Below are 24,120 nucleotides of genomic sequence, written 5' to 3'. Positions count from 1 at the left end.
CCGTTTGTTTACGGCTCGCGCGGCTATTGTTTAGAGCTTCCTCAGCACAATGGCGATGGTGTTGAGGTATTCGAGCGCGCCGGCTTCAACGGCAGCGCGGTCGCCTGCTGCGTACTCGTTGTCGCAGGCGAGCCAGTCTTTCCACGCTTCGTCCGTGCAGAGCATAGGGTGCATCGAGACAATCTCGACGCCGGGGGTCGGCTCGATCATGGCGCGCCACCAGGCTATGTCGTGCATATAGTCGAGCTGCTCGGATGTCCAGGATTTGAGCAGGCAGGCGGGCAGGTTGTCGTGGCAGTCGCGAACCATGCCGGGGATGCTTACGTAGAGCATCCCGCCTTGCTTTACGTAGGGGAGTAGGCGCTCGCCCAGATAGTGCGGGTCGCGACCGTAGTAGTTGTACGAGTCGATGCTCACGACCGCATCAAAATAGCCGTGCTCAAACGGTAGACCCTGTGAGGCGTCCGCCTTAACAGGGTGAATAGTGTTGCGGGGAATGCCGAGCGAATCGAAGAACGCGCGGTTCTCGACGGGGTCGCTCCACAGATCGACGGCGCAGGTGTCAAACCCGTATTCGCGGGCGAGCAGGGCGCTGGTAATGCCGGTGCCCGACCCAAGGTCGCAGACACGGGCGCCGCGGGGAATGCTCGCATCGCAAAGGAGCTCTTCGCAGAGTTTGAGGGGGTTCCGCCCCATAATCTTAGAGCGTACGAGTGCCGTGTCGAAGCTGGTGGCTTTTGGGAAGGATTGAGATTTCGCAGAGTTCATTGTTCTTTCCTATCAGGTGCATATGTGGCAGATGATGGAGACGGAACGGCGCAACAAACCACGGCCGCAAGACGGCCGTTTTTCGTGGTTCTATGCGATTGACCGTTCCCTAAAGAACAATGACCAAAAAGACATTCCCTTGGATGATCGAAATTGGGCCGAGGCCCGTGACGCTTTGATTATAGAACGTTGCGCACGGGCCGGGGACATGCCATTTGTCACGGATTTACGGATGGGCGATTGCGACCGATTGTGGCCTGCGTGGGCTGAGATCCGCTTGCCTACAGGTCGCGTGCCCGGTAGACCTTGGTGCTGACGATGCAGCTAAGTGCACATAGCACGAGGGCCAATACCGCGATTCCTGTACACAGGCAGCCGAGGACGGCGGGATCGGGATTCGCCCCGGCAATCGACATAAGCCAGTTGCTGATGGGGTTGGAGGAGCTCAGCGCTGCCATGGCAAGGCACCCGAGCAGGGCAAACAGGCCGACGGAAAGGCGCAGCGCCTCCATATGTCCAAATCGAAAGAACAGCGGCTGTGCCAAAAACACCATCATGAGGGAGATGAGCATGGACGCGGTCGAAGCGATTGTGATCTCAAAGACGGTCTGTCCCGTCGGGGGTATGCCCGTGTGATCGAAGAACGGAAGGGCGATGATGTTCAAAAGCACGGCGGCGCAGGCCATGATGGCCGAGAAGACAACGATGCACAGGTAGCGTGCGCAGATGATGTCTTTGCGCGAGATGGGCAGCGTTGCCCGATAGCGCTCCCATCCGTTTTGATTATCGAAGCCGGCCAGCGAACTCATGACCATGATGGGCGACATGGCACTGACCGCGCAGGCGCCGGCACTCATACCGGAATCGCCATCCGACGCGTTGGCGAGCGTCAGCACGACGAAGATGAACAAGCCGACGCCCGCGATGCTCGGGATGAGCGTGCGAACGATAGCGAGATCGGACATAAAGGCGCGTTTCATTTCGAAGCCCCTTTCAGCATGAGACGAAGATAGTCGTCAATGGTTGCCCGGTCGCAGGGAATCTCGGGGAAGGCCTCGAGCGTTTCGCGACGGTTGGGCACGAGCACGTCCACGCTATAGGCGTGGTGGGCGGCACGGGCGCCTTCGACGCAAGCCATAAGCTCGGCGGCCTGCGCTTGGGTGCAGTGGGCGATGCCGGCGCGGTCGGTAATATCCTCGCGCGGCAGGTCAAACACAATCGAACCGTTATCGATGCAGATGACGCGGTCGGCGGCGCGATCGAGGTCGGAGGTAATGTGGCTCGAGAGCAGCACGCTGCGCTGGCCGTCGGCGACAAAGGCAAGCAGCTCATCGAGCAGTTCCTCGCGCGCCATGGGATCAAGGCCCGCGGTGGCTTCGTCCAAAACGAGCAGCTTGGCATTGTGGCTGAGCGCACAAGCAAGCTGCAACTTCATGCCCATGCCGCGGGAGAGGTCCTTGACCTTTGTCTTGGGATCGAGGCCAAATCGGTCGATGAATCCAGCGAACGTTTCGCAGCTCCACGTGGGATATGCCGGGCCTACGAGCCTCTCGACCTGGCCCACCTTGAGCGTGGAGGGGAAGGGACACGTGTCCAGGACAAGCCCGATGCGGGAGCGCAGGTGGCGCTGCGTCTCGTCGGGCGCGTTGTCGTCGCAGCGCTGTCCAAGCAGATGCACCTCGCCGGCATCGAGTTTGATAAGCCCAAGCGCGGCGCGAATGGTCGTCGTCTTGCCGGCGCCGTTGGCACCCACAAAGCCAACAATCTGGCCAGGCTCTACGGCAAGCGTGACATCACGCAGCGAAAAACGGTCGCTCACACGGCGTGAGATGCCTTTGAGTTCTAAAAGGTTTTGCATGGTATAGCCTTTCTTGCAGATGGCTACTGCATGGTTTCGGGGGCTACGAGGTCGAGCATCTCGTGCAGCTTGTCGCGCGTAACGCCCAGGGCTTCGGCTTGGCTCGCCGCTTTCGCAAGCAGCTCTTCGATATGGCAGAGCTGGTTTTCGCGCAAAAGCTCCTGGTTGCCCTCGGCGATAAAACAGCCCTTGCCCTGCACGGTGCAGATAAAGCCGAGTTGCTCCAGGTCGGCGTAGGCGCGCTTGGTGGTGATGACGCTCACGCCAAGATCGCTCGCGAGTGCACGGATGCTGGGGAGTTTGGCTCCCGCAGCGAGCGTGCCCGAAAGGATCTGAGCTTTGACTTGCGAGGCTATTTGCTCGTAGATGGGCTTGTCGCTCGAATTGGATAGGATGATGTCCACAGCGGCTCCTTAGCTGTTGGGCTACACGTGTATATAACCGGTAAGCACAGTATATATACACTATACACAGTTATGCAAGAGGCAAATGTGGGATAGCCCGCCGGCGCCGCGCTTGCTCCAAAACAATCTCAATCTGTAACACATGGGTCCGTTTTTGGTCGCCTGCTGTTACAGGTTGAGATGTTATTTGCCCGCCTGTCCGTTTGTCTTGATCTGTAACAGTAAGACCCGTTTTGGATGACTAACTGTTACAGATTGAGACGTTATTTGCCTGTCCATTCGTTTGCCTCAATCTGTAACATCTGGAGTTGTTTTTGGCAGCTAACTGTTACAGATTGAGATCTTTCTGAGACGTCCGACCGTTTGCCTCAATCTGTAACATCTGGAGGTCAAAAACCCGTTTATCTGTTACAGATTGAGATTTTGTTGACAGGTCCATTCATTTGTCTTGATCTGTAACATCTAGACCCGTTTTTGCTGGCTAACTGTTACAGATCAAGATATTGGCTGCCCGCCCTGTGCGTTCATCTCAATCTGTAACATCTGGAGGTCAAAAACCCTTCTAGGTGTTACAGATTGAGACAAACCGTCGCGGAACACCGCTGACATTCCACCGTCCGAGCCCCAACTGATGAATTTGTCCTGATAGGTGCCCTGTGGTCGGATTTCGCGGCTACAATAGTGCGGTTACAACGACGTAATGCACTCAATGCAAGAAAGGATCCGCATGGCAAGCCTGTCGGATGAAATCTCGTCGCGCCGCACATTCGCGATCATCAGCCACCCGGACGCCGGTAAGACCACGCTTACCGAGAAGCTGCTGCTCTATACCGGCAGCATCCAGACCGCCGGCTCGGTCAAGGGCAAGAGCTCGGCCAAGCATGCCGTCTCGGACTGGATGGACATCGAGAAGGAGCGCGGTATCTCCGTTACCTCCTCGGTGCTGCAGTTCACCTACAACGGCGCCTGCGTCAATATCCTCGATACCCCCGGCCACCAGGACTTCTCGGAGGATACCTACCGTACCCTTATGGCCGCCGACGCCGCGGTCATGGTCATCGACGGCGCCAAGGGTGTTGAGGCCCAGACCAAAAAGCTCTTTAAGGTCTGTACGCTGCGCCATATTCCCATCTTCACTTTTGTGAACAAGCTTGACCACGAGGCTCGCGATCCGTTTGAGCTCATGGAAGAGATCGAGAATGTCCTGGGCATCAATACGTATCCCATGAACTGGCCGATTGGCAGCGGCCGCAACTTCCGCGGCGTGTTCGACCGCCAGACCCGTCGCGTTATCGCCTTTGAGGGCGACGGCCACGCCAATGCCACCAAGAAGGTCGCCGAGGTCGAGGCCGAGCTGGGCGATCCTTCCATGGACGAGCTTATTGGCGAAGAGAACCATAAGAACCTGATGGACGACATCGAGCTGCTCGATGGTGCTGGCGACGAGCTCGACTTGGATGCTGTGGCCTGCGGCAAGCTGAGCCCGGCGTTCTTTGGCTCGGCGCTCACCAACTTTGGCGTGGAGCCCTTTCTCAAGGAGTTCCTGCGCCTGGCCCCGACGCCGCGCGCCTATACCGATACGCTCACCAGCGAGCCGGTCGATCCATGCCGCGAAGACTTTAGCGGCTTTGTGTTTAAGATCCAGGCCAACATGGACAAGAACCACCGCGACCGCATCGCCTTTGTGCGCATTTGCTCGGGCAAGTTCGAGCGCGGCATGGATGCCTTCCACGTGCAGGGCAACCGCAAGCTCAAGCTTGCCACGGGCACGTCGATGATGGCCGATGACCGCGCCATCGTGGACGAGGCGTACGCGGGCGATATCGTGGGCCTGTTCGATCCGGGTATCTTTAGCATCGGCGACACCGTGTGCTCCGGCAAGCGCCACGTGCAGTATCCGCAGATCCCGACGTTTGCCCCCGAGATGTTCGCTCGCATTACGCAGGTCGACACACTCAAGCGCAAGCAATTTGTGAAGGGCATGGAGGAGCTTGCCCAGGAGGGCGCCATCCAGATCTTCCGCGAGCTGGGTGCCGGCATGGAGAGCGTCATCGTGGGCGTGGTCGGCGTGCTGCAGTTTGAGGTGCTCGAGCGCCGCCTCAAGGCCGAGTACCGTGTTGAGGTTCGTCGCCAGCCGCTGCCCTATACGGACATCCGTTGGATTCAGAACGACCCCGACACCATCGATATCCCGGGCCTTTCGCTCACGCGCGACACGCTGCGCGTCGAGGACATGCGCGGCGGCAAGCTGCTGCTGTTCACGAGCCCGTGGAACGTGGACTGGGCTACCGACCACAACCCCGACCTTATCCTGTCGGAGTTTGGCAACGTAGCCTTTTAACGCATCGGCGCGGTGGCCCTGCGGGGCTGCCGCGCCGCTTGCTTGCTTGATGCCGTGTGAGCGGCTATCATACCCACCGTCGTCTCAAGACCGGGGCGTCCGAGCAGTTCGGGTCCGATATCCTGCTCGTTAAACCTAAAACCAAAGGAGTACATAATGATCAAGAAGGTCATGGAGGACTACAAGGTCCTGTTGCGGAGCATTCCCGCGGCAACGGTTTCGCTGTTTTTCGTGAGCGTCATCATGATGAACCTGCTGGCCAACAAAGAGCTCATCAGCCTGCCGTATCTGGCACTCGATTGCGGCTTTGTGGTGAGCTGGGTTTCGTTTTTGTGCCAGGACATGATCTGCAAGCGCTTTGGCGCCAAGGCATCCATCAAAATCTCTATCCTCGCGCTGCTGGTCAACCTGGCCGTGAGCCTGTGCTTTTGGGCATGCTCGCTCACGCCCGGTATGTGGGGCGCCTACTACGACACGGGCATGATCGAGGTCAACACCGCCCTTAACGCCACCATCGGCGGCACCTGGTACGTGGTGCTGGGCTCTTCGCTGGCAATGCTCGTTTCTGCCGTGGTTAACTCCACGCTCAACCAGTCGCTCGGCCGTATGCTCAAAAAGAATAACTTTGCGAGCTTTGCCTTCCGCTCCTATGTGTCTACGGGTGTTGGCCAGTTTATCGACAACCTGGTCTTTGCCATTGTGGTGAGCCACACGTTCTTTGGTTGGACCTGGGTGCAGGTCCTTATGTGCTCGCTGACCGGCGCTGTCGCCGAGCTGCTGTGCGAGGTCTTCCTGAGCCCCGTGGGCTACAAGGTCGTGCGCGGCTGGGAGCGCGAGAATGTTGGCGCCGAGTACCTCGAGCGCCACGCAACCGCCTAAGGAGCAAGTATGCGGGTTTTGATCACGGGCGCTTCGGGCGGTATCGGAGCCGCGTGCGTGCAGCGCTTTTTGGACGAGGGCCACGAGGTCGTGGGCTTTGATCTGCTGCCGGCGGCGGTCGAACACGAGCGCTACCGCCATCTGATCGTTGATGTCCGCGAACCGGACTCGTTTCCAGATGACCTTGAACCCCAGGTAATCGTAAATGTTGCCGGCGCGCAGGATTCGGCAGACGACATTGCCGCCAACCTGTGTGGCACCATCAACGTGACCGAACGCTACGCCTTTGTGGGGGAGGGGCTTGCCGCCAAGCCGACGCCGGCTATCAAATCCGTGGTCAACGTGGGGTCGGCGAGTGGACATACGGGATCGGAGTTTCCCGCCTATGCTGCCAGCAAGGGCGGCGTTATCGCCTACACCAAAAACCTTGCAAACCGCCTGGCGCCGCAGGCCATCGCCAACAGTGTGGACCCGGGCGGCGTCATCACGCCGCTCAACCGTTGCGTGATGGAAGACGAGCACCTGTGGAACCAGATTATGGAGCTCACGCCGCTTAAACGCTGGGCCACCGCCCAAGAGATCGCCGAGTGGATCTACTTTGTGGGCGTGACCAACCGGTTTATGACCGGGCAGAGCCTGTTGATCGATGGCGGCGAGGCCGGCCGCACACAATTTATTTGGCCCGAATAGGAAACGCGCCCGATGGAAAGCCGTCGGGCGCGTTTTTGATGTCTCGATTTTTAGTCGATGCAAGTCCAGTTGACGGGGGTCGAGCCGTGCTGTTCGAGTAGCCGATTGGCAGCGGAAAAGGGGCGCGACCCCATAAAAGCGGGGAGTTCTGCCGTGGCACGGTTGGCCGAAAGCGGCGAGGGGTGCGTGGAGGCCAGGCAGAACTTGCCGGTTGCCTTGCCCGCGCCGGTCGCGGCGAGCTTGCCTTCGACCATCTGCTGGGCAAAGCGGCCCCATGCCAAAAAGACCATCGGCTGGGGCAGCTGGCAGCAACGTTCGATAACGTAGTCGGTCAGGGTACTCCAGCCCAGTTTGGCGTGCGAGTTCGCGGCATGCTCGCGCACGGTGAGCGTGGTGTTGAGGAGCAGGACGCCCTGTTGTGCCCATGGGGTTAGATCTCCCGTGGCGGGAATGGGGCAGTTCAGATCGGCATTGAGTTCCTTGTAGATGTTGCGCAGGCTTGGCGGCAACTTGGTTTGCGTCGCGGGGACCGAGAACGACAGCCCCATGGCCTGGTTGGGCCCGTGATAGGGGTCTTGACCCAAGATGACGACCTTGACCTGGTCGGCCGGCGTGTAGGCGAGGGCATTGAGAATGTCGTCTTGTGCCGGGTAGATGGTCTGCTCGGCACGCAAAAGGGCGATGCGCTCGAGCAGCTGGTTCGTAGTGTCACGTACCGGCTGCGGCGCATCGCCCAACCAAGTTGCTATGTTGCGGTCGCGGGTTGTGGTGTCCATGGGGCTCCTTTATGGCAGATGCTCTGTTGGCATCTATTGTAAAGGCGCACCGGTTGCCTTTATGCCACGGCTGTATGAAGAGTGGGGTCTACGAAACGCGCTCGGGCGCTCCTGCCATGCGAGCCTGTCCATGTGCGCGAAGGCGCGGAAGCTCGACGGTTGCCGCCATGACGCCGGTGAGGATGAGGGCGGCGCCAAAGAAGGCGATGGGGCTCAGGACCTCGCCGACCAAGAAGAACGAGAAGACGGCCGAGCAGACCGGCTCGAGCGAGAAAGCGAAGCCGGTGGTCTCGGCGGGCACGTGGGGCTGCACGAGCGTTTGGGTGATAAAGCCATAGGCAGAGCAGATAAGTGCGAGCGCGACGACGACCACGACCTCGCCCGGCGTGCCGGGAAGTGTGAAACCGCCAAAGGTGAATGCGGCGATACCCGAGAATAAGCCGCCAAAGCCCAGCTGCCAAACGCCCAGAGCCAGCGGGTCGACATCTTCGACAAAGCGCTTGGCGACAATGATGTGTCCGGCATAGACAAAAGCGGAGAGCAGCATGATGAGCGCGCCGGGATTCAGGCTGGTAAAGTCGGCGCCCGAGAGCAGCAACATGCCGCAGGTGACGATGGCGGTGCCGACGAGCACCTTGCGCTCGGGGGCGCGGCGCAGCAGGGCGGCGTTGGCAAACGGTACGATCACGACCGTCAGGCTCTGAAAAAAGCCGGCAGTGGAGGCAGAAGTGAGGCTGGAGCCCAGACACATGCAGGTGAGCTCGGTTGCCATGATGGCACCGATGATGGCGGCGCGAACCATAAGGTCGCGGTTGATGCGGAACGCGCGCTTGTGGAAGAGCAGCAGGCAAGCCGCAAAGGCGATGATGCAGCGCAGCGCAACGATGCTCGTGGCGTTCATGCTGTCCATGCCGATCTTCATGAGGGGATATGAAAAGCCCCATGCGACGGGAACGGAAAATGAGAGCGCGATTGCTTTTTTGCGATCCATGGGACTCCTTTTGTTACAGAACGGTTTCGTAAAAAGGATTCTGCTCCCAGATTTGGATGTAGTAAAGCGAATGTATCTTTAGTATGATTAAGAAATGCTAATGTCGGAAGAAAAAGCCCTGGCAAAACGTTTTACGGCTACATCGATGGGGAGGCACGATGGCATCGCGGTATCAGATTATGTGTATGGTGGTCGATCGCGGCAGTCTGAAACACGCGGCCGACGAGCTAGGCTATACGCAAAGCGCGGTGAGCCAGGCCGTCAAGGCGCTCGAGCGCGAGCTGGGCACCACGCTTATCGAGCGCGGAAAGCAGGGCGTTTCGCTTACGCGCGACGGTAAACAATATCTGCCGTACCTGCGCCAGATCGTGACCGCAGAGGCCGAGCTCGAGGGCAAGCGCCAGGAGCTGCTGGGGCTCTCCTCGACTGACATTCGCATCGCGACGTTTACCAATGTGAGTCGTACCGTGCTGCCGCGTGTGATCCGCGACTTTGGTGCTCTGCACCCGGGCGTACGCTTTACCCTCAAGCAAGGCGATTACACGCGCAACGCCCAGTGGGTGCACGATGGCGTGGTTGATTTTTGTTTTACGGCGCGCGGATTTACCGCTGGGCTCGAGAAGCGTGTGGTCTATCACGACGAGTTGGTGGCACTGCTGCCGGCCGCGCATCCGCTGACGGCAAAGGAAAAGGTGACACTTGCCGACCTGGCGTCCGAGCCGTTTGTGCTGCTGGACGAGGGCGAACAGAGCCTAGTGCTCGATGCATTCTCGGCGCATGGACTGTCGCCGCACGTGACGAGCGAGGTGACCGACGACTACACCATCATGGCGATGGTGGAGGAGGGCCTAGGCGTGAGCATGCTGTATCGCCGTACCGTCGAGGGCATGCGGGCCGATATTCACGTGCGTCCCATCGTGCATGCTCCTTCGCGTGACGTGGTGGCCGCCTGGCGCAGCTGGGACACCATGCCCATCGCCACGAGGCGCTTTATCGACTATATGGGCTCACATATTGTCAATTAATGACTGGCGTGGCGTTGAGTGCGGTGTTTAGCGGGCTGTCGCTTTGGCTTGGGTGGCGCGATAGGTGCGTGCCGGGTGGCAAAGTAGCACCGCCACGACCATAAAGAACGCCGTGGTGCCCAGGCTGATGGGGTAGACCATCATGATGTTCGCAAAGGTGCGGAAGTGCGGGAACACGCAGAACACCCAATAGAAGCGGATGCCGCAGACGCAGATCATGGTGATGAGGGCGGGCATGAGCGAGATGCCAAAGCCGCGCAGGTAGCCGGACATGTTTTCGTAGAACATGCTAAAGGCGTACGCCGGGAAGATCGAGCACACGCGGATATAGCCGATTGAGACGATGTTGGGGTCGCTGTTGAACAGCGACAAGATCTCGCGCCCCAGGCCGACAATAACGATAATCGTGGTGAGTGCAACGATGCCGCCTTCGACCAGGCAGATCTTGAGCGTCTTGGTACAGCGGTCGATCTGGCGGGCACCGTGGTTTTGTCCCACAAAGGTGGTGCAGGCCTGGCTAAAGCTGTTGAGCAGGTTGTAGCACACGTACTCCAGGCTCATGGCGGCGCTCGATGCCGCCATGACCTCGGTGCCCAGGCTGTTGATGGCAGACTGGATGATGATGTTGGCGACGGCAAAGACAGCGCTTTGGATGCCGGCGGGCAGGCCGATCTTGACGATGCGCTTGAGGGCGACGGGGTCTAAGCCTAAGTCGCGCGGGGTGACGCGGACGACGGAGTCGGTCTTGAGCAGGCGGATAAAGAGCGTGGCGGCGCTGACGGTGTAGGCGATGGCGGTGGCGATGGCGACACCCGTGACGCCCCAATGGAGCACGGGGACAAAGATGAGATCCAGGCCAATGTTGAGGACGGTGGACACGGCAAGCGCCTGCAGCGGCATGCGGGTGATGCCGACGGAGCGGAAGATCGCGGCCTCAAAGTTATAGAGCAAGATCGAGGGCATGCTGAGCAAAAAGACGCGCAGGTAGAGCGATGCGAGCGGCATGGTTTCGGCGGGGACGTTGAGCGCGGCGAGCATGGGCTCGGCAAAGATCTCGCCCAGCGCGATGACGACAAAGCCCACGAGCGCCATTAAAATCGAGGTATGGACGGCGCGTTTGACCATGTTCTGATCGTTGCGGCCGATAGCGTTGGCGATGACCACGTTGGAGCCAAGCGACATGCCAATAAACAGGTTGAGCATAAGACTGGTAAGCGGAACATTGGAGCCGACCGCCGCCATGGCGAGGGTTCCCTGGTCGCCCGAGAAATTACCGATAATGACTGTGGCGATGAGGTTCGACAGCTGCTCCAAGATGCTCGTGGCGGCCACGGGGAAGGCAAACAGGGGAATATTGCGCCACAGCGATCCGGTGGTCATGTCAATGTGCTTAGATACGGTGTCAGCCATGCGCTCTCAATCTCTAACATGCTATTTCGTGCTTATTTGCGCAGACGATGATACTCCTAATGCATTCAGCCGGCACTTGGGGACGTTCCTTTTCTGCCGGCATTTGGGGACACTCCTTGTCTCTTCTATGACTAGGTGGGGAAGGCGTGCGACAATGGTGGGCGTTGTGTTGTTCGCGCTAAGGAGTTGCTATGTTGTTGTGTCCCGTTTGCCATGAGCCGCTGGTGGACGACGAACGCGGTGCTGCATGCTCGGGCGGACACCGGTTTGACCGTGCGCGCGAGGGCTATCTGTACCTGCTGCGCTCGTCCAAGAGCGGCGACTCCATGGGCGATCCCAAGTCGCAGGCACGCAGCCGTCGTGACTTTCTTAACCGTGGATACTATGCGCCGTTGCGCGATGCGATGGTTGAGCTGGTGCGCGAGCGGGCGGCGGAGCACGGGGTGTCTACGGGCAAGCAGCTGACCTTGCTCGATATTTGCTGCGGCGAGGGCTATTACACCAGCGCCATGGGCGCGGTGCCGGGCGTGGATGCTTACGGTTTCGACCTGGGCAAAGAGATGGTGCGCCTTGCCGCCAAGCGCGGCGATGCGACCTACTTCGTGGCCAACATGAAGGATATCCCCGTGGCCGATGGCGCCTTCGATATGGTGGCCGAGCTCTTTGCTCCCTTTAACGAGCGCGAGTTTGCCCGCGTGCTGGCGCCAGGGGGCTCGCTCTATACCGTGGTGCCGGGTGCCCGTCATTTGTTTGGGCTCAAGGAGGTGCTCTACGACACGCCATATCTTAATGACGAGAAACTGCCGCAGACCACGGAGCTCGAGTTAGTCGGAACGCAGCGGGTGTCTGCGAATATTACGCTTCAGACCCAGGCCGATATCGAGGCGGTGTTCCAGATGACGCCGTACTACTACCGCACGCGCCCCGCCGACAAAGAGCGTCTGGCAAACTTGGACACCCTTCAAACCGACATCGACTTCATCATCGCCGAGTACCGCCACTAACCTAACAAAAAGGGACAGGTTTATTTTGGTAGGTTTTATCTGGGCAAACGTAAAGGGCCGACCGCGGAGATGCGCGATCGGCCCTTTTTATTGGCGTATATATCAAAGTCGCTGAGCGATTGACACGGATGCGGCTTAGCTCAAACGGTCCATACCCTCTTTCTTGACGCGGTTGGCAAGTACAAAGTAGATAATGCTGACAATCAGGCCGGTAAAATCGGGGATGCTTGAGCCGGTCCCACCCAAGAGGGGCAGGGAGAGGAGCAGACTGATGGCCGAACATGCTAGGCAGATGATGGACCAGATCCAGACAACGCCAGCCTTGGCGGGATTATTTGCCGCGCGGATGCCAAAGACAGCGGTCACAATTTCGATCACGCCCAATACGATGACGACGACGCAAGAAACGATCATGACACTTGTGATATCGCCTGCCGCGCTGCCTGCAAAGAGCGCTGTAGCACCCATGCCTGCGCTTAGAATGCCGACGACAAAGAAGAGGAACGATAGGATTTTGAGTAATTTACAGGCGTTGCTCATGGCTGGTCCTTTCGATACGGGTACGGCCGGTCTGGCGTAGCCCATGTGCTGTACATATGGTGAAGCACATTGTAGTTCAACGTGGCGATGCATGCGCCTGAAAGCGCTTTGACCCCGCGCAGCCCACCCCAACCTTTCAAAAGGGAAAGCTGGACGTAAGCCAAATCGATGGCAGCTCATGTGCGACGCTGCGATGATGAGGTCGTAACAAGGAACTGGTCTCAAGGAGGAGCCATGATGTACGGAGCAGGACAAGTGCGTGAGCCGCGGTCGTTGGGAAGGCGCATGGGTGATTCTGTGATCGCTGCCGTGTGCACGGGATTGATGGCGGTGCTTTGCATTGGGGTGCTGTGGGCCATGTCGCATGTGGGACAATAGCGGACGGTTGGGCGCCGACGCGAACGGCGCTCGCGTATTCGTTTGCTTGGTAAGGAGTGCCCATGGGCGTCGTCGATCCCTTTTCTGCTGCTCGGGCCGCGGGGCTTGAGCTGACCGGGAAGTCCGAGGGCCTCACGCTCACCGACGGCACGATGGAGCTGCGCGCCGATTTTAGCCGCATGCTGCCACGACTCAAACAGGGTCGTCTGCAGCAAGAGCTGCTGGTGAAGGCTGCGCGCACAAAGGGCATCGAGAGCCCATGGGCGATTGATGCCACGGCAGGCTTTGGCGAGGATTCGCTGCTGCTGGCTGCCGCGGGCTTTACCGTCGATCTGTATGAGCAGGATTGCGTGATCGCGGCGCTCCTCAAGGACGCTTTGGATCGCGCGGCAGATGATCCGGCGCTTGCTGCTGCTGTGGCGCGCATGCGCTTACATGCGGGCGAGGACAGCATCGCCGGCCTTCGCCATACAGCTGAGCTGATCGGGCAGGGCGAGCTCACCGCTCCCGACGTGGTGTATCTGGACCCCATGTTTCCCGAGCGCACCAAGAGTGCGGCGGTCAAAAAGAAGTTCCAACTCTTGCACCATCTGGAACAGCCGTGTGCCGATGAGGAGACGCTGGTCGAAGCTGCGCTTGCGGTGCGGCCGCGCAAGGTCGTTATCAAACGGCCGGTGAAGGGGCCGCTGCTTGCCGACGTCAAGCCGAGCTATCAGCTTGCGGGCAAGGCCGTTCGTTACGATGTTTTGGTGCCGCCGCGCCCGTAGCTTGCGCACGATGGCTGGCGCTTCGCCAGCGCCGTGCCGATGCGGAGTTTATTTCCAAGGGTGTGACGTCAGATGCCATCCGCCGCAGTATTCGCATTTGTAGCAGGCTAAACCGCGTCGTCCGCGGTTTTCGCAGTCGGCCATAACGGCCTCGGCTTCGGCGCGTGTGTCGTAACGGTTTTTGCGCTCGCACGACTTGTAGCGCCAGGCTTCATCGCGCTCGGCGTCCAGGGCGTCGCGGCGCTCGTCCTCGCGTGCAAACAGGTCGCTCATATCGCCGCCGGTGGCAGCGCCCAAAAACTCGCTTTTGGCCTTTGACCAGGCGGCTCGCTTTTTGCTTCCCATCTGCTTCGCACCCTCTCCAAACGTTGGTATCATTGCTCAATCAAAGTGATACCAATAAACGTGAGGTCGCCGCGTGATGATCAGAAAAACCCTCGATACCGACATTCCCGCCGTCATGGCTATCTATGACGCGGCCCGCGCCTTTATGCGCGCACATGGCAACGCCACGCAGTGGCCCGAGGGCACGCCTTCGGCCGAGCAGTTGGCTGCCGATATCGCCGCTGGTGGCAGCTATGTGTGCGAAGTCGACGGTCGCGTGGTGGCGACGTTTGCCTTTTTACCGGGTCCGGACGAGTGCTATGACGTGATTGAGGACGGTCAATGGCGCAGCGACATTCCGTATGCCGTGCTGCATCGCGTGGCGTCGGACGGCACCACGCATGGCGTCGCTGCTGCGATGTTTGCCTTTGCCAAGGAACGCACCGACCATCTGCGTGTCGACACGCACCAAGACAATCTGCCCATGCAGGGCGCCATCGCCAAGGCCGGGTTTAAGCGCGCCGGTATCATATATGTGTCGGACGGTACGCCGCGTGTCGCGTTTGATTGGCTACGCGAGGCGTAGGAGCCAAGGCACGTATCATCACCCAGCTCAAATAAAAAATGACCCTGAGTGGGGCCATTTTTGGTAAAACGCGTCGTTGTGGGACTCGCATTGTTACCGCCTCAGATGAGACCGGGCGGGCAAAAGGGGAGGTGCCGGCTTTCGCAAGGCGCGAACCTACGAAAATCGCCGCACGGCAACGCGGGGCGATGAGCTCGGTCGGGGGATAGGGCCCGCTTCGCCCGCCGGCCCGTAAATTGTATCATCCAGTGTGGAACGAGGATGCCCATTGCCGTGTGCGATGGGCTTGCAATAAGAGGAGAGCCATGTCGAAGCAAGCGGTCGTTGGAATCTTGGCGCATGTCGATGCCGGCAAGACCACGTTGGCCGAGGCCATGCTGTTCAACGCGGGTCGCATTCGCAAGCGCGGCCGCGTGGACGATGGCGATTCGCATCTGGACACTAACGCGATCGAGCGCGAGCGCGGCATTACGATCTTCTCGACGCAGGCCGTGCTCGACCATGGCGATACCCACGTCATGCTCGTTGATGCGCCGGGGCATGTCGATTTTTCTGCCGAGGCGGAGCGCACATTGCGTGCACTCGACTACGCGATTTTGGTTGTGGGCGCCAACGACGGCGTGCAAGGGCACACCGAAACCCTGTGGCGCCTGCTTGCGCGCTATGACATTCCGACGTTCATCTATATCAACAAAATCGATTTGGAGAATCCCGGCCGCGAGGTTTTGCTGGCACAACTTGGGCAGCGTCTTTCCGAGGGCTGCCTGGATGCCAGCGAGCTGCTGGCAGGCGGGGCCGTCCAGGAGGACGCTGCCGCATTGGACGAGGCGGCGCTCGAGGAGTTTCTTGAGGCGGGTGAGCTTTCTGTCGCAACGCTGTCGCGCATGGTTGCCGAGCGCAAGCTCTTTCCCTGCTTTGCCGGCTCAGCGCTCAAGGACCAAGGCGTGGACGAGCTGCTGGATGGTATGTGCACGCTGATGCGTGAACAGGTGTGGACCCCGGAGTTCGCCGCACGCGTCTATTGTGTCAGCCGCGGGGATCACGGCGAGCGTTTGGCTTGGGTTAAAGTGACCGGCGGCACGTTGCGTGCAAAACAGATGATCGATGGACACTTCGGTGCCGAGGCATGGGAGCAGAAGGTCGATCAAGTGCGCATCTATAACGGCGAGAAGTATGAGCTTGCCCAAGAGGTTGCCGCTGGTGGAATTTGCGCCTTGACGGGTCTTGCGCACGTTCGCCCAGGGGACGCCCTGGGCGCGGAGCCCGCGGGCGATGCGCCTGTCATTGCGCCGGTTCTCACCTATACGGTGCTGCCGGGCGAACACGACGTCCATACGGTGTTCAAAGCATTGACTGAGTTAGCGGACGAAGATCCCATGCTCGGCGTAAGCTGGAATACGCATCTTGAGCAGATTCACCTGCAGTTGATGGGTGCCGTGCAGCTCGAGGTCGTGCAGCGCGTGCTGGCCGATCGTTTTGGCCTTGCGGTCGAGTTTGAGCCTGGCGGCATTCTCTATAAGGAGACTATTTCGCAGCCGGTCGAGGGCGTGGGCCACTTTGAGCCGCTGCGCCACTATGCCGAGGTGCATTTGCGCCTGGAGCCGTTGCCAGCAGGTTCGGGCGTGCAGTTTGGCACCGTGACCTCGACCGACGAGCTCGACCTAAACTGGCAGCGCCTGGCGCTTACCAACGCCATGGAGCGCGATCACCTGGGCGTGCTGACCGGCTCGCCCATCACCGATGTGCGCATTACACTCACGGGCGGCCGCGCGCATGCCAAACACACCGAGGGCGGCGATTTTCGCCAGGCCACGTACCGCGCGATTCGCCAGGGTTTGATGCAGGCGCGCGAGGCCGGCGCGGCGGTGCTGTTGGAGCCGTGGTACCACTTTGAGCTCGAGGTGCCGGGGGAGTGCGTGGGCCGGGCGCTCTCGGATGCCACGCGCATGAGTGCCGAGTACGAGCCGCCGACGATGGCGGGAGACCGAGCGAAGCTTGTGGGTCGCGTGCCAGCATCCGAGATGCAGGATTACGCGCTGGAGGTGGCTGCCTACACGAGTGGTCGCGGCCATCTGTACCTGGAGTTCGCCGGTTATGCGGCTTGCCATGATGCCGAGCGCGTAATCGAGACGGCCGCCTATGAGCCCGAGGCCGATCTGCCCAACACGCCCGATTCGGTCTTTTGCTCTCACGGCGCCGGTTACACGGTCAAATGGTACGACGTACCCGCCGCGGCGCACGTAAAGATCGATCCCGCCACCTTCCGCCCCTGGCGAGCGGCAGACGCCGAGTTTTTCGGCAATAGGTGATAGAGGGGCAGTTCCTTTTTCACACGCTATTGGTATAACTCGGTATAAGTTGGTATAACTATTAACAGCGTTTGCCAATCCGAGGAGGCCGACATGAATCCAAATCCCTTTAAGCCCACGGCTGGCAAGCGGCCTCCGATACTCATCGGTCGCGAGTTGGTCATCGAAGATTTCGAGGAAGGGCTCGATAACGGCGCCGGAGCGCCGGGTAGGCTCATGCTCATTACGGGAAACCGCGGCTGCGGCAAGACGGTTCTCCTGAGGGAGCTGCAACGTCTAGCCGGCGAGCGCGGATGGGCGGTTGTCTCCGATTCCGCTTCGCTCGGCTTATGCGACCGCTTGGCCGACGCGCTTCGCTCGAATAAACCCGTTGTGACGTCAATGGAGTTCGGTCCCTCGTTTGGCCGGATGTCGGTCGAGGCTGCGCGGGCAAAGGGTGAGACGTTGCGGGGGCTGGTCAACGAGCGCCTCAAGAAGCTCGGTCCAGGCAAGGGCATACTGTTTGCGATTGACGAGGCGCAATCTGCGTCTATCGAGGAGCTGGCGGCTCTTGCCGTTCTCTATCAGCAGGTGCTCGGAGACCAGGATGCCACGGGCTTGTCCGATAGCGACCAGCGCGGTCTTGCGCTGGTGTTCGCCGGCTTACCCAGTATGGTTGACGATCTGCTCGAAGAGCCGAGCGTGACGTTTTTGCGGCGTGCCCAGCAGCGTACGCTGGGGGCGATATCTTTGCCCAAGGTGCGCGATTCATATGTCCAGACGGTCAAAGACGCCGGTCTTTACGTTGACGCGGAGACAGCGGACCTTGCGGCACACAAGAGCATGGGGCATCCCTATATGGTTCAGCTGGTGGGCTATTACATGTGGCGCTCTGCTGTCCGGCGTGGCTCGCAGGTCATTGAAAGGCACGATGTCGAGGATGGGCATGCGGATGCCGTCTCCGAGTTCTACGAAGCGGTTGACGCGCCTCTGTATTACGGGCTGCGCAGTCCACAGCGCCTTTTTATCGAGGCCATGGCGGTTGACGAGGGCAAACCGACTCGCATGGCGGATATCATTGAGCGCTGCGATCGCACCCAGAGCTGGGCGAGCAAATATCGCGCAAGCCTGATTCGCGAGCGCGTCATCGAGGCTGCCGGATACGGCCTCGTCCGATTTACCGTGCCCATGCTGGGCGCGTACATTCGCGATCGCGTTTTATGGCATGAGTAATGTGAAAAGGGACGGTCCCTTTGTCACATCGATAGATGTGAGGTCAAAACATGGTGATTCAAACTGAGCGATTGACGCTCCGTCCGTGGCGCGAGACGGATGCGGCGATCCTGTTTACATATGCGAGCGACCCGGACGTGGGGCCGGCTGCGGGCTGGCCGCCCCATCGAAGCATTGAGGAGAGCAGGGAGATCATTCGGACAGTTTTTGCGGCACCCCATACCTTTGCCGTTTGCCTGGCTGCGACGGATGAGCCCGTGGGTAGCATCGGACTTATGCCATCTCGCTGCGAGTCAAACCGTCGAGATGACGGTCTCGAACTCGAAGTGGGCTATTGGATCGCCAAGCCATTCTGGGGCCGAGGCTTTGCTCCCGAAGCAGTACGAGCCATGCAGCGCTATGCGTTCGAAACGCTTGGCTGCAAGGCGCTTTGGTGCGGATACTACGAGGGCAATAACAAGTCGTTACGCGTCCAGCAAAAATGTGGGTTCGCGCCACATCACGTTGAGCGCGACGTGCCCTGCGAGCTTATGGACGATGTGCGTACCGAGTGCTTTACGTATTTGACCCGCGAAGACTGGCGCGGGCGAGCAGAAGGGGAGCGATGACGGTGTGGCAACAACCAAGTGCTATCGAAGTGCGTGGTGCACGTGTCCACAACCTCAAAGACATCGATATCGATATCCCACTGGGAAGGCTCGTGGGTATTGCCGGCGTGTCGGGCTCGGGCAAGAGTTCGCTGGCGCTGGGAGTTCTTTATGCCGAGGGCTCGCGTCGCTACTTGGAGGCGCTCAGCACCTATACCCGCCGTCGTTTGACGCAGGCCGAACACGCCCAGGTGGACGAAGTGCTCCACGTGCCAGCGGCGCTCGCATTGCATCAGCGCCCCAGCGTGCCGGGCGTGCGTTCCACCTTTGGCACCATGACCGAGCTCAACAATAGCCTGCGTCTGCTCTTTAGCCGTTGCGCCCATCACGTGTGCCCACATTGCGGGGCGCGTGTGGAGCCGAGCCTTAACGTGGCTGCGGGCCTGTCGCTCACGTGCCCCGCATGCGGCCGCGAGTTCTACGCGCCGAGTGCCGAGGATTTGGCTTTCAATAGCGGCGGTGCATGTCCCACCTGTGGCGGCACCGGTGTCATGCGCGAGGTGGACGAGGCGAGCCTGGTGCCCGACGAGTCAAAGACCATCAACGAGGGCGCGGTGCTTCCTTGGGGTACGCTCATGTGGGACCTGATGAAGCAGGTGGCCGGCGAGATGGGTGTGCGTACCGATGTGCCGTTTAACCGGCTCACATCTCAAGAGCGCGACGTCGTGTTCCACGGTCCGGCGGTTAAGAAGCACATTCTTTACGTTCCCAAAAACGGCGAGGGCGCCACGCCGCTCGACTTTACCTATTACAACGCCGTCTATACCGTTGAGAATGCGCTCGCCAAGGTTAAGGACGACAAAGGCCTCAAACGCGTGGCACGCTTTTTGCGCGAGGGCCCGTGTCGTGACTGTGGCGGCACGCGTCTCTCCGAGGCTGCGCGCCAGCCCCAGGTACGCGGTATCAATTTGGCGCAGGCCGCGGCCATGACGCTTGGTGATGCGATTGAGTGGGTGCGCGGGGTGCCAGCATCCTTGCCGGCCGAGATGCAGCCCATGGCGACGGATATCTGCGATTCATTTTCGAGCACGGCCCGTCGTCTGGTCGACCTGGGTCTCGATTACCTTTCGCTCGATCGCGCCGGTGCCACGCTCTCCACGGGTGAGCGCCAGCGTGTGCAGCTCGCCCGCGTGGTGCGCAACCGCTCGACGGGCGTGCTTTATGTGCTGGACGAGCCCTCGATTGGCTTGCATCCTGCCAATGTCGACGGCCTGGTAGGCGTGATGCGCGATCTGGTGGATGACGGCAACACCGTGGTCGTTGTCGATCACGACACGCGCGTATTGGCGGAAGCCGATTATCTGGTCGAGATGGGTCCCGTTGCCGGAGCGGGCGGCGGTAATGTGATCGCTGCCGGTACGGTGGATGAGGTCGAACAATCGCAAGGCAGCCGCATCGCGCCGTTTTTACGCGCAGACCCCAAGCGCTTGCGGCCGCAGGTGACTGACGACGAAATGTTCGACCAGGGTCACATCCGCATGGCGACCGATACCATTCATACCGTAAAGCCGCTCGAAGTCGATATCCCGCGCGGCCGTCTCGTCGCGGTGACGGGCGTTTCGGGTTCGGGCAAGACGACGTTGGTACTCGAGACGCTCATCCCGGCGCTTAAGGCGCAGGCAGCTGGCGAGCGCTTGCCACGCCACGTGCGCTGGATCGATGCCGAGGGCATTGCACGTGCCAACCTGATTGACGCTACGCCTATCGGCGCCAACGTGCGCTCGACGGTGGCAACTTATGCCGACATCCATGATGAGCTGCGTCGCGCCTTCGCCCGTACGCCCGAGGCCAAGACTGCCGGCTACAAGGCGGGCGCCTTTAGCTACAACACTGGCGCCTTGCGCTGCCCTACGTGCGATGGCACGGGCTCGATATCTCTCGACGTGCAGTTTTTGCCCGACGTCGAGATTGTCTGTCCGGCATGTCGTGGTTCGCGTTATGCAGACGCGGCTTCGCATATCCATCGCGAGGGCAAGGACGGGAGCCTGCTTACGTTGCCGCAGCTCATGGACATGAGTGTGGACGAGGCCATCGACGCCACGCTGGGGCTCAAGAAGGTTCAGACGCGCTTGCAGACCTTGCATGACCTGGGCTTGGGCTATCTCACGCTCGGTGAGCCCACGCCGGCGCTCTCGGGCGGCGAGGCGCAGCGTCTTAAGCTTGCGAGCGAGATGGGCCGCGTGCAGGACGATGCCGTATTCGTATTCGATGAGCCCACGATCGGACTACATCCGCTCGATGTTCAGGTACTGTTGAGTGTGTTCGATGGCTTCGTTGCCAAGGGCGCCACGGTTATCGTGATCGAACACGATCTCGACCTTATCCGTAACGCCGATTACGTGATCGACATGGGCCCAAGCGGTGGCGACGCGGGCGGGCAAATCGTCTGCGCCGGCACGCCGGACGACATCGTGGCCTGCTCCGCAAGCATCACCGGCCGCTACCTATAACCGAATGTGACAAAGGGACAGTCCCTTTGTCACATTCCCGGAAAGCCTGTCAGCATCACGCTTTTCTTTTCTAGCCAATTCTAGTAAAAAGCAGTTAATTGCTGTTAAAAGCTAGCAGGTTGTCGATGTAGCGCTTGAACAGCTTGCGTCTGAGGGCCAAAATGACCTCAGCCCATTCGCGAAATTTGCACGCCCTATAGTGAGTGGGCTCTCGCTTGAGCTGATGCTGCCAAGAGGCGGCCGATAGGGGCAATTATGGACAATCGAATCTTTGGGTATGCACGTGTCTCTTCCGCGGACCAGAACTTGGACCGCCAGTTAGACGCACTAGGAAGGTTTCCCGTTCAACGGGGTCAGATTTACGCTGACAAGGCAAGTGGTAAGAACTTTAGACGTCCCCAGTACCAGCGTCTTCTTCGTAGGTTGCGCGAGGGTGACGTTCTCGTGATCAAAAGTATCGACCGTTTGGGTCGCAATTATCGTGAAGTCCTCGATGAATGGAGACGCATCACGGTGGATAGACACGCTGCCATCGTGGTGCTTGATATGCCGTTACTCGATACGCGCGAGCAGCCCGATGGCATCACGGGAACGTTCATGGCGGATCTGGTCCTTCAGATCTTGAGCTACGTGGCGCAGCTGGAGCGCGAAAACATCAAGCAGCGCCAGGCGGAGGGTATCGCGTCGGCGCGCCTGCGTGGCGTGAGATTTGGGAGGCCGGCGCTCGAACGTCCGGATAGCTATAACGATGTCATCAAATCATTCGAAGGAGGTGAAGTTACGAGGCGAGAGGCCGCAATGCTCCTGAACGTCAGCGCATCGACGTTCGATCGTTGGAGACGGGCGGATACGAACTGATATGACCGTTCGCCGTCTGTCCGTCCTCTTTAACTAGACATTTTGACGAGGGGAGTTTATTGCACGGAGCCCACTCCTTCCCTCGATGTTTATCCAGTTCACGCCCTGGAACCAAATAGTGCCACCGCGTTGCCAATTCGTCTGCTTTTTGACGAGGGGTTATGAGCTGTAACGTCAATCGAAGGGAAATAGTCGTGAAACGAAATATTACTAAAAAGATGCCCATGATGGGTTTGCTTGTTCTGCTCATCTGTTCTCTGGGGTTCATTTCGGCCTGTTCACAGAATGATGCAAACGCTGCAAAGTCGAAATATGTCGACGATAAGGCGATGAATGTTATCGCCGCCGGGTTTGAGAGAAGGTCCGACGTCATTGAATCTAATGCAAACGATGATGATCCTCATTCAACCGAGAATATCCAGGAAGCTATTGAGGCCGAAATCAAGAACGACAAGGAACTCAAGAACGCTAGGTTTAAGGATTCTAAGATGCAACAGGACGTAATCACGTATCTGAATTTGCTTGATGACCAGCTTAAGGTGACCGAGGACTACTCGCAATCGTCTGCGGATTATTACGAAGAGTGGAATAAAGTCTACGATAAGCGGTCTGCGCAGCTCAAGAAGCTTGTTGATAATTACGGGCTGGAAGTAGGGGAAAAATATAAGGATGATTTCAACGACTTAATTAAGAATGGAAAGTCCGTAGCAGAGAAGACCCGCTATGAGGATGCCATCAACAGTTTGATTCAGGGAGCAAATTTCGAAAAATCGGATGACGGTTACGGTCTGTATACGTATACGGCGGTAGTTGAGAACACTTCTGGTATATCGTTCTCTAACGTCAGCCTGACACTTGCTCTCTATGATGCAGATGACATCAAAGCGGAGGAGACCTATGCGGACACTTCTTCGTGGGCGCCGGGTGAGAAAGTCAAGTTCGAGGCAATGTCCGATGTTGACGCTGCGCGCGTTGTCGCATCTGTTTCCAGCTACGATGTAAATAAATAAGTTCTGCACGGAAGGGGCGGGTTAATCGGCAATGAATGGTTGACCTGCCCGTTTTATGCCAATTATTGAACAACAAGTGCTGCGAACGAATGTGTATTATTTCGGATTGCAAACAACTGCCCTCGTCTAAAGACATGCTGAAAACGACAATTAAGGCATGAGGTATAACCCACGGCAGTTTCTTAAATAACAGGGATTTTGAAGGGAATAGGGGATGGATGAGATGGAGGAAGGCATGGGGGCGCTGAAAGCGAAACTCGGGAGAATTCTGACGAAACCCAAGGTATTCATCGCGGGCTTGGCGCTTGGCGGGCTGATTGTAGCTGTACTTTTTATTAGCATCTTTAATAACGGCAAAGCTGCGGGTGCAAAAGAAGCGACCCCCAATACGCTCTCCCCGTCGGTCGTGTTTGAACGTATCGCTTCCCAGAATGAGATGGTTTCTGCATCGCAGAACTATACGATTGTCGATAAGGTGACAGATACCAAGAGGTTTTTCGATTGGTTTGATATCCCGTTTACAGAAAACAGTTTTTGGTATCGCTATGTTGGAACCATTAAGGCGGGCGTGAATCTCGAGACGGCAGAGATACATACAAACAAGAGGAAGCTGACCATTACGATGGATGAGCCTTATGTAATCTCAAACACGCCGGATATGAAGAAATCGGGCGCTCTCGAGGAGCGCAACAACATCCTCAATCCCATTGAGGTCAAAGACGTCACGGCGTTTGAAGCGCAGTGCAAGGAGCGGAGTGAAAGCGAGGCCATCAAGGATGGCGACCTGCTCGAAGAGGCTCGGGTGAACGCCGAAGCAAATATCCGCGCGATGTTCAACTCGGCATTTGGCGATGAATATACGGTTGATTTCGACTATCGGAAATAGGAGGTCA

The 24,120-nt window shown here is 58.9% G+C and carries 23 protein-coding genes; 14 read left to right on the top strand and 9 right to left on the bottom strand.

The features are described from left to right. Window positions 1–30: 30 nt before the first annotated feature. The 4 genes from GT571_RS02445 to GT571_RS02430 all read right to left on the bottom strand — a co-directional run bounded on the left by GT571_RS02445 (window position 31) and on the right by GT571_RS02430 (window position 3,030). Entirely contained in the window at window positions 31–768 is a 738-nt protein-coding gene (locus GT571_RS02445) for an SAM-dependent methyltransferase (RefSeq protein WP_161155243.1), read from the bottom strand. Window positions 769–1,049: 281 nt separating this feature from the next. After that, entirely contained in the window at window positions 1,050–1,748 is a 699-nt protein-coding gene (locus GT571_RS02440; RefSeq protein ID WP_161155241.1) for an ABC-2 transporter permease, read from the bottom strand. After that, window positions 1,745–2,626 (bottom strand): ABC transporter ATP-binding protein, encoded by an 882-nt coding sequence (locus GT571_RS02435; protein WP_161155239.1) that lies wholly within the window; start codon window positions 2,624–2,626, stop codon window positions 1,745–1,747. The genes GT571_RS02440 and GT571_RS02435 overlap by 4 nt, the downstream gene beginning before the upstream one ends. A 23-nt stretch (window positions 2,627–2,649) precedes the next feature. Then, the gene (locus tag GT571_RS02430) at window positions 2,650–3,030 is read right to left on the bottom strand and encodes a GntR family transcriptional regulator (RefSeq protein ID WP_161155237.1); all 381 of its coding nucleotides are present in this window, start codon (window positions 3,028–3,030) and stop codon (window positions 2,650–2,652) included. A gap of 727 nt (window positions 3,031–3,757) precedes the next feature. On the opposite strand from GT571_RS02430, the gene GT571_RS02425 reads away from it, so the two are divergent. The 3 genes from GT571_RS02425 to GT571_RS02415 all read left to right on the top strand — a co-directional run bounded on the left by GT571_RS02425 (window position 3,758) and on the right by GT571_RS02415 (window position 6,940). After that, complete coding sequence (locus GT571_RS02425; protein ID WP_161155235.1) at window positions 3,758–5,371, top strand: peptide chain release factor 3; 1,614 nt, start codon at window positions 3,758–3,760, stop codon at window positions 5,369–5,371. A 156-nt stretch (window positions 5,372–5,527) separates the two neighbouring features. After that, entirely contained in the window at window positions 5,528–6,250 is a 723-nt protein-coding gene (locus GT571_RS02420) for a VUT family protein (protein ID WP_226812554.1), read from the top strand. Window positions 6,251–6,259: 9 nt separating this feature from the next. Continuing rightward, entirely contained in the window at window positions 6,260–6,940 is a 681-nt protein-coding gene (locus GT571_RS02415) for an SDR family NAD(P)-dependent oxidoreductase (protein WP_161155232.1), read from the top strand. 50 nt (window positions 6,941–6,990) lie between these two features. Here the strand turns inward: GT571_RS02415 and GT571_RS02410 are convergent, their stop codons facing one another. Both GT571_RS02410 and GT571_RS02405 read right to left on the bottom strand, forming a co-directional pair. Further along, window positions 6,991–7,716: a uracil-DNA glycosylase gene (locus GT571_RS02410; RefSeq protein WP_161155230.1), complete on the bottom strand. Its 726-nt coding sequence runs from the start codon at window positions 7,714–7,716 to the stop codon at window positions 6,991–6,993. Between the two features lie 88 nt (window positions 7,717–7,804). After that, complete coding sequence (locus tag GT571_RS02405; RefSeq protein WP_161155229.1) at window positions 7,805–8,707, bottom strand: DMT family transporter; 903 nt, start codon at window positions 8,705–8,707, stop codon at window positions 7,805–7,807. A gap of 158 nt (window positions 8,708–8,865) precedes the next feature. Between GT571_RS02405 and GT571_RS02400 the strand changes: the two genes are divergently transcribed. Next, the gene (locus GT571_RS02400; RefSeq protein WP_161155227.1) at window positions 8,866–9,732 is read left to right on the top strand and encodes a LysR family transcriptional regulator; all 867 of its coding nucleotides are present in this window, start codon (window positions 8,866–8,868) and stop codon (window positions 9,730–9,732) included. 27 nt (window positions 9,733–9,759) lie between these two features. Here the strand turns inward: GT571_RS02400 and GT571_RS02395 are convergent, their stop codons facing one another. Continuing rightward, window positions 9,760–11,142 (bottom strand): MATE family efflux transporter, encoded by a 1,383-nt coding sequence (locus tag GT571_RS02395; protein ID WP_161155225.1) that lies wholly within the window; start codon window positions 11,140–11,142, stop codon window positions 9,760–9,762. A 191-nt stretch (window positions 11,143–11,333) separates the two neighbouring features. Between GT571_RS02395 and GT571_RS02390 the strand changes: the two genes are divergently transcribed. After that, a complete protein-coding gene (locus GT571_RS02390; protein WP_161155223.1) occupies window positions 11,334–12,146 on the top strand; it encodes a putative RNA methyltransferase in 813 nt (270 codons plus the stop codon). Window positions 12,147–12,281: 135 nt separating this feature from the next. On the opposite strand, the gene GT571_RS02385 is transcribed toward GT571_RS02390, so the two are convergent. After that, complete coding sequence (locus tag GT571_RS02385) at window positions 12,282–12,686, bottom strand: hypothetical protein (protein WP_161155221.1); 405 nt, start codon at window positions 12,684–12,686, stop codon at window positions 12,282–12,284. Between the two features lie 440 nt (window positions 12,687–13,126). Here GT571_RS02385 and GT571_RS02380 point away from each other — a divergent pair, with 440 nt between their 5' ends. Beyond that, entirely contained in the window at window positions 13,127–13,831 is a 705-nt protein-coding gene (locus GT571_RS02380; protein WP_161155219.1) for a class I SAM-dependent methyltransferase, read from the top strand. Between the two features lie 48 nt (window positions 13,832–13,879). On the opposite strand, the gene GT571_RS02375 is transcribed toward GT571_RS02380, so the two are convergent. After that, entirely contained in the window at window positions 13,880–14,176 is a 297-nt protein-coding gene (locus GT571_RS02375) for a hypothetical protein (protein WP_055310006.1), read from the bottom strand. 76 nt (window positions 14,177–14,252) lie between these two features. On the opposite strand from GT571_RS02375, the gene GT571_RS02370 reads away from it, so the two are divergent. The 8 genes from GT571_RS02370 to GT571_RS02335 all read left to right on the top strand — a co-directional run bounded on the left by GT571_RS02370 (window position 14,253) and on the right by GT571_RS02335 (window position 24,113). Further along, complete coding sequence (locus GT571_RS02370; protein WP_161155217.1) at window positions 14,253–14,741, top strand: GNAT family N-acetyltransferase; 489 nt, start codon at window positions 14,253–14,255, stop codon at window positions 14,739–14,741. A gap of 305 nt (window positions 14,742–15,046) precedes the next feature. Further along, window positions 15,047–17,050 carry a GTP-binding protein gene (locus GT571_RS02365; protein ID WP_161155215.1) on the top strand — a complete coding sequence of 668 codons (2,004 nt, stop codon included), beginning with the start codon at window positions 15,047–15,049 and terminating at the stop codon, window positions 17,048–17,050. A 93-nt stretch (window positions 17,051–17,143) separates the two neighbouring features. Then, window positions 17,144–18,262, top strand: coding sequence for an AAA family ATPase (locus GT571_RS02360; protein WP_161155213.1), 1,119 nt, complete (start codon window positions 17,144–17,146; stop codon window positions 18,260–18,262). A gap of 50 nt (window positions 18,263–18,312) precedes the next feature. Next, entirely contained in the window at window positions 18,313–18,870 is a 558-nt protein-coding gene (locus tag GT571_RS02355; RefSeq protein WP_161155211.1) for a GNAT family N-acetyltransferase, read from the top strand. Continuing rightward, window positions 18,867–21,359 (top strand): excinuclease ABC subunit UvrA, encoded by a 2,493-nt coding sequence (locus tag GT571_RS02350; RefSeq protein ID WP_161155209.1) that lies wholly within the window; start codon window positions 18,867–18,869, stop codon window positions 21,357–21,359. Before GT571_RS02355 ends, GT571_RS02350 begins: the two co-directional genes overlap by 4 nt. Window positions 21,360–21,614: 255 nt before the next feature. After that, entirely contained in the window at window positions 21,615–22,217 is a 603-nt protein-coding gene (locus tag GT571_RS02345) for a recombinase family protein (protein WP_161155207.1), read from the top strand. Between the two features lie 161 nt (window positions 22,218–22,378). Further along, window positions 22,379–23,227, top strand: a complete 849-nt coding sequence (locus tag GT571_RS02340; RefSeq protein WP_192934608.1) for an FxLYD domain-containing protein — start codon at window positions 22,379–22,381, stop codon at window positions 23,225–23,227. 214 nt (window positions 23,228–23,441) lie between these two features. After that, a complete protein-coding gene (locus GT571_RS02335; RefSeq protein WP_161155203.1) occupies window positions 23,442–24,113 on the top strand; it encodes a DUF4230 domain-containing protein in 672 nt (223 codons plus the stop codon). Window positions 24,114–24,120 lie beyond the last annotated feature (7 nt).

The sequence above is a fragment of the Collinsella aerofaciens genome (genome assembly GCF_009876115.1).
In the GTDB taxonomy this organism is placed as follows: domain Bacteria; phylum Actinomycetota; class Coriobacteriia; order Coriobacteriales; family Coriobacteriaceae; genus Collinsella; species Collinsella aerofaciens_N.
Note: the sequence above shows the minus strand (reverse complement) of the source record. Positions and strands in the feature narration are given on the sequence as shown.